We start from the raw sequence: 5,834 nt of genomic DNA on the forward strand, positions 1-5,834 counted from the left end.
TTGCACAATATACTTCTGGGCGATCTCTATCTTATCCGCAAGTGAGGGTTCGTTTTTTTTAGTAGGTCTTTGAGAATGTCCCTCTCCTAGGCTTGCTCTGCATAGAGTTTCTTGAGCTTCTCATTCTCTTTCGCAAGCGCAGCATAATCTTCTGCAGTCGGGACAAACTTCGCTTGCTTCATACTAGCCCCATCCAGTTGATCCAGGTCCTTACGATTTAATTCTCTAGCCCATCGCAGTACCATCTTTGGATCAAGCTCATGTTGCCTTGCTACAGCGGTCATGTTGCCGATTTCCTTCCCTTTAGCAACTACCATCTTTTTGAAATTAAGATCATACTGTTTCTTCTTCATTTCGTTCCCCTCCGCCTCAATATTATTGTATCGGAGTAAGGGGTGTACTGTCCAAGTTTATATAGGGGCTAAATAGAGAGTACCTGCAAGATTCAATATGTAAAAAAGAATGAGAAAAAAAGCTACCAGGTTCAATTTTTCAAAATTTCCGCTAAATTTGGTCAATGGTACGCCACTGGAATCGAGTTAACTACGAATAAATATCGAGTTTTCAGATGTGACAGAATAACCGGGATGGAAGAAGAGGACAACAAGTCACACTTTTCGATAGATGAACTCCTTAGTCGTTCATTAGAAATGTATCAATCAGAGAAGAGTCTTGACTTTGAAGTAGAGATTTTAGAACAAGCAAAGGATCTTTTTTATAAAGAACATTATCCTTCCATGAAAATAGAAATTGGTCATAAAACAATGATTAAGGGCTTCTATAATCCAAGAGAAGAGGAGTTTATCGCGGACTATTTTATGAAATATGGCCATCATGTGATATCCGTGAAGCCTGAATCCTTAAAACAAATTATCCAAGATAGAGCAGAGAGTCTCTTAAATCACTATCAAAAATTATAAGAGTTTTCCCCGCCCCAATAGGGGAATAATGTTTCCTTACCCGCCTTCGCTTCTCTTCCATCAGATCGCTTGCAACGACGCGTGTCGCTTCAGCTTGCTGGATCTGACGATTCAGTGGCCAACTCATTCATTTCCAATTATAATTCGCGAATAAAAGCGCCTTGCAGACGGATCTGCGAAGGCGCTCTATTCGGGGAGCGTTTCCCCCGGATTAATTGAACAATACTATTTCTCTAACCATAATGCCGGTACATTAAGCGGTTCCCAGCCCGCCATCGAAATATGTTCTTGAAGGCACTGGTACGTTGCTTCGCCGTAAGTCACTTCCTCCCCGATCTTATACGATATACCCGGAGCCCAAGCCGGAGACGGTTGTGACGAATCGGAATCCGTCGTTACCGTTACGGCATTGCTTGCTTCGGATCGATTGCCTGAGGCGTCTATCGCTCTAACTGTGAACGTATATGTGGTATTGGCCGTCAAATCGGTAACCGTCGCCGAAGTATTCGTGACTGTGGCAGCCAACGAGTCTCCGTTATAGACTTCATAAGCGGTTACGCCCGCGTTGTTCGTGGAAGGAGGATTCCAGCTTAGCTGTACGCTTGCGCTGGTTGTGCCCGTGGATATTAAATTGCCAGGCGCGCTCGGGGCTGGCGTATCGCCCCCGCCGGCTGCCGCCAGCACAGCAGCGTACGCATCAACAATGCCATGCCCATACTGATCGGAGCTTCCGGCAGGCTGCGCTGTATTCCGGAGAATATCTCCGGCCGCGGCAGGGCTAAGATTCGGATTGACCGATCTCATGAGCCCGAATACGCCAGTCACATGAGGGGTTGACATCGAGGTGCCTGACAGGGTTGTATATTGACCGTTCTTATATGTGCTGTATATGTTCGACCCAGGAGCCATCACATCAAGACCCGGTCCATAATTGGAGAAGCTTGAACGCGTTCTGCTCGAGGTCACGGAACCAACCGCGATCGAGCCGCTGTAAGCCGCCGGATAAGAGATTTTTGGGAGTCCGTCATTGCCAGCGGCAGCCACCACGATAGTGCCCAAGCCGACAGCCGTTTGAATGGCCTCATCCATCCCTTGATCGTAACCGCCGCCACCCAGCGACATATTGATGACATCGGCTCTAATATTAGCGGCGTAAACAATACCTTGTTGAACGCCATACAGCGAACCTGAACCGCTGTCGTTAAGCACTTTAATAGGAATCAGGGTTGCGTTCTGCATGACGCCTGACACCGATCCATAACTGGCGATCGTTCCCGCGACATGAGTGCCGTGCCCATTACCATCGTTTGTGGTACCGCCTACAAAGCTGCGGCCCAAGCTAGTGTTCACCAGATCTTTCAAGCTCGGATGGTTGCTGTCAATTCCCGTGTCAAGCACGCCGATCCGCACTGAGCTCGACCCGGTCGTAATCCCCCAGGCTTGCGGAACCTTAATCATCTCATAATGCCAACGTTGGTTGTTGTGAATAGCTTGAGGTGAAACATCTTCCACGGTTGCGGTTTCAAGCGCGTGCATTTTGCGGTTTTCCGAGATGTACCGAACATTGAAACCGAGGTTCTCTAATGTTTTCTCCAAAGTGTTTTTTGCGGACTCGATTGACTTGTAGTCCTTTACAGAGTACTCGACCAAATAGACCAATCCCATTTTCTCTATCGCCGTAGCCCTTACATCGCTATCCAGCGCTTGCACCGAGAAAGTGCCCGCATCCTGCCCGAACAGTGAATCGGCAATAGCAAAACCGCTCTCCGTGAGCGAATCCGCCTCCATCAATATATCATCCACGCTTTGGCTCGAATCCATGAACGGTTCCTCGAGCGACACTACGAGTTGACCTTCAATATAATCAGTCGAGTGCCCCTGAGCGGGGCTGCCAAACGACACCCCTGTTAATAAAGTGACCATTAACAAAATGGCGGCTAAAACAGAGCTTAGAAACTTCTTCATCATTATCCCTCCTCCATGGAAATAAATAATTTGTGCTGCTTTCTGGTGTTCAGCATGATGAAATAGAGTTCGTCACGATGCCGAGAAAGCGCATTCAAGATTCAGATTTACCAAGCCTCCTTTTTTTCGGTTCTATCTCCGTGATTTCCTGGATCCCCCCCCTTCTTAATGTCATTAATTAATTGGGATTTTAGGTAAATAAATTACTCTTTTTCCCAACTACCTTTATTTTATCATCATTTTTTTGGAAAAGTAAACAAAAAATTTAAAAAGGCAAATCCACCTGTGAACAGGCCGCCCTATCATCAACACCGACACTCCCTGCTATCAGGAAGAAATTTTGAAATAACATTCGACATATCTATCGACCCCTTCTCCTTACTCTTTCATTCTCACTATCAACGTACAGCACTCCACATGTGTGGAATGCTCACGGTACGTTTAGGTGTGACCTTTTTGATTGATTTGCATCCAAAGTTGTTGCTACGATAGTTCAACGCAGCAAGTTAAACTAATGAAATGGCAGAGGAGTTATTCATAATGAAAAGAATTGTAACACTGAGTACACGCAAACTGATGGACACTGCAAAACACGGCGGATGCGGCGCTTGCCAGACATCTTGCCAGTCTGCTTGCAAGACTTCCTGTGGCGTGGCCAACCAGCGTTGTGAAAACGCAATGAACAAATAAAATTTGAAACTCACCGCCGTCCTACAAGGACGGCGAAGTTTTTTATGCTGGATAGCCGTTGCAATTTGTAGGCAAAAAGGAGCTTGATTCGCAGTATGATTCATCAATATCAACTGAACGGATACAACATCGTGATCGACACCTATAGTGGCTCAGTGCATGTTGTTGATGACCTGGCGTATGAGATCATTGCGCTTTATGAGCATGCAACGCCCGAACAAATCCTGACGATAATGAAGGAAAAACATTTCTCTGAGGAAAGCATTCGTGAGACCATCTCAGAGGTCGAGGAACTTAAAAGCAATGGGCAGCTCTTTACAGAGGATGCGTATGAGGAGCTGGCCATCGATTTAAAAAAACGAAAAACGTATGTGAAAGCGCTCTGTCTCAATGTCGCGCATACCTGCAATCTGTCATGCGAATATTGCTTCGCCAGCCAAGGGAAGTACAATGGCGATCGAGCAATCATGAGCTACGAGGTTGGACAAAGAGCTATCGATTATCTGCTGGAGCATTCGGGCCATCATCGAAACCTGGACATAGACTTCTTCGGCGGGGAGCCCCTTATGGCTTGGAAAGTCGTCAAACAGATTGTAGCGTATGCACGAAGCAAGGAGAAGGAATGGAAGAAAAAATTCCGCTTCACCTTCACAACGAACGGCATGCTGTTAAACGATGAGGTCACCGAGTTTTTAAATCAGGAAATGTACAATGTCGTCTTAAGCCTAGATGGAAGAAAAGAGGTTCATGATCGGCTGCGCACAACCGTTACCGGCAAAGGCAGTTATGATTCTATCGTGCCGAAATTCCAGGAATTCATCCAAAAGCGCGGAGATCAGGAATACTATGTACGGGGAACATATACGCGGAACAATGTCGATTTCACCAATGACATATTCCATATCGCAGATCTTGGTTTTGACAAAATCTCGATGGAACCCGTCATCTGCGATCCACGGGAGCCCTATGCGCTTACCGAGAACGATCTCCCGGAAATTTACAATCAATACGAAATTCTCGCCAAGGAAATGATTAAGCGCAGCGAACAAGGCAGAGGGTTTACTTTCTATCATTACATGCTTGATCTCTCGGAAGGTCCTTGCATCCAGAAGAGAATCACAGGCTGCGGATCAGGCACAGAATATCTCGCTGTCACGCCATGGGGCGAGCTGTTCCCATGCCACCAGTTTGTCGGGGATGAAGCGTACAGCATGGGGAACATCTGGGATGGCATCACGAGGCCTGAGCTGCAGTGCCAATTTAAAGAGAGCAACTGCTACACGAAGCCGGAGTGCAAGGATTGCTGGGCTAAACTCTACTGCAGCGGCGGCTGTCCCGCCAATGCCCTGCATGCGACGGGCTCCATCAACGGAACCTACGAGTTTAGTTGTGATGTTTTCCGTAAACGGATTGAATGTTCCCTGATGGCGAAGGTTGCGGAGTCGATTAGAGCGATGGAAGAGAATCAAATGTAGATAGATAAAAGAGGGGCTCGCCGCCTCTCTTTGCTATTTGTGCCGATACAGCTCCCTTATCTGATTGATCACCAGACATGTTATTGCAATATTTTTTTAGTATGTCATAGGATTCATCATATACACTGCTTTCAAATGCAGTAGGCTCCGTAATAAAACGATAAACTATTTCATTTATGTTATGTCCTTCTATATAGAATAAACTATTGAACTTCCATAACAGGAGGGTTTTGTCCCATCATTGTCGAATTCAGAAATACCCTGAATGAGGCGGTGAATGAGATGGATAACAAGGAAGCGCTGGCTGCAGTTGAAGAACGAATAAGAACGACGAAGGATCGCCGCATGTACGAGCGACTTCAAACCGTACGTTTACGATTAATGGGCAAGTCTGTACGCGAGATTGCCACGATCATCTGTCGTTCGGAGAAAACTATTCGCCTTTACATCCGCGCCTATGAAAAAGAAGGGTTGTCGGGCTTGGCCATGCAATTCTCTCCCGGGCGATCCCCACGCCTGACGAAAGAACAGCGGGACGCATTGAAGCAAGTCATTGTGAACCAGGTGCCAGCAGACGTTGGATTCACCGCCAAATTCAATTGGACGTTGCAACTGATAGCAGACTACATTGAGCGTACGTATGGATGTACCTATTCGCTGCGCGGCGTTTCGAAGATGATGGAACATATGGGCATGAGCTATACGAAACCGACGTATACGCTTGCCGCTGCAGACCCTGTTAAACAACAACAGTTTGTCGAAGAAACGTTTCCGGCTCTAAAAA

At 46.6% G+C, this 5,834-nt stretch carries 6 protein-coding genes and 1 pseudogene; 5 read left to right on the top strand and 2 right to left on the bottom strand.

The window, feature by feature from the left end; translation table 11 throughout:
* Window positions 1-86: 86 nt before the first annotated feature.
* On the bottom strand, window positions 87-353 hold the full coding sequence (locus ABD76_RS12795) for a transposase (protein ID WP_197257406.1): 267 nt from the start codon (window positions 351-353) through the stop codon (window positions 87-89).
* 90 nt (window positions 354-443) lie between these two features.
* On the opposite strand from ABD76_RS12795, the pseudogene ABD76_RS31415 reads away from it, so the two are divergent.
* Together ABD76_RS31415 and ABD76_RS12800 are read left to right on the top strand one after the other, a co-directional pair.
* Window positions 444-581, top strand: a pseudogene (locus ABD76_RS31415) (WYL domain-containing protein); the annotation flags it as partial.
* Window positions 582-587: 6 nt separating this feature from the next.
* A complete protein-coding gene (locus tag ABD76_RS12800) occupies window positions 588-920 on the top strand; it encodes a WYL domain-containing protein (RefSeq protein ID WP_478354319.1) in 333 nt (110 codons plus the stop codon).
* Between the two features lie 225 nt (window positions 921-1,145).
* Here ABD76_RS12800 and ABD76_RS12805 read toward each other — a convergent pair whose 3' ends face one another.
* A complete protein-coding gene (locus ABD76_RS12805; protein ID WP_242069549.1) occupies window positions 1,146-2,888 on the bottom strand; it encodes a S8 family serine peptidase in 1,743 nt (580 codons plus the stop codon).
* A gap of 537 nt (window positions 2,889-3,425) precedes the next feature.
* Here ABD76_RS12805 and scfA point away from each other — a divergent pair.
* The 3 genes from scfA to ABD76_RS12820 all read left to right on the top strand — a co-directional run.
* Window positions 3,426-3,575, top strand: a complete 150-nt coding sequence (scfA, locus tag ABD76_RS12810; protein ID WP_076321126.1) for a six-cysteine ranthipeptide SCIFF — start codon at window positions 3,426-3,428, stop codon at window positions 3,573-3,575.
* Between the two features lie 95 nt (window positions 3,576-3,670).
* Window positions 3,671-5,050, top strand: coding sequence for a thioether cross-link-forming SCIFF peptide maturase (gene scfB, locus ABD76_RS12815; RefSeq protein ID WP_197257410.1), 1,380 nt, complete (start codon window positions 3,671-3,673; stop codon window positions 5,048-5,050).
* 282 nt (window positions 5,051-5,332) lie between these two features.
* A partial coding sequence (locus ABD76_RS12820) for an IS630 family transposase (RefSeq protein ID WP_197256132.1) occupies window positions 5,333-5,834 on the top strand: 502 nt, incomplete at its 3' end.

Origin of the sequence: Paenibacillus dendritiformis, assembly GCF_015845845.1 — a bacterium.
Lineage (GTDB): Bacteria > Bacillota > Bacilli > Paenibacillales > Paenibacillaceae > Paenibacillus_B > Paenibacillus_B dendritiformis_C.

Excerpts from the sequence above, each read along its gene's own strand:
- ABD76_RS12795 (WP_197257406.1), bottom strand. The coding sequence starts at position 353 with ATGAAGAAGAAACAGTATGATCTTAATTTCAAAAAGATGGTAGTTGCT.
- ABD76_RS12800 (WP_478354319.1), top strand. The coding sequence starts at position 588 with ATGGAAGAAGAGGACAACAAGTCACACTTTTCGATAGATGAACTCCTT.
- ABD76_RS12805 (WP_242069549.1), bottom strand. The coding sequence starts at position 2,888 with ATGATGAAGAAGTTTCTAAGCTCTGTTTTAGCCGCCATTTTGTTAATG.
- scfA (WP_076321126.1), top strand. The coding sequence starts at position 3,426 with ATGAAAAGAATTGTAACACTGAGTACACGCAAACTGATGGACACTGCA.
- scfB (WP_197257410.1), top strand. The coding sequence starts at position 3,671 with ATGATTCATCAATATCAACTGAACGGATACAACATCGTGATCGACACC.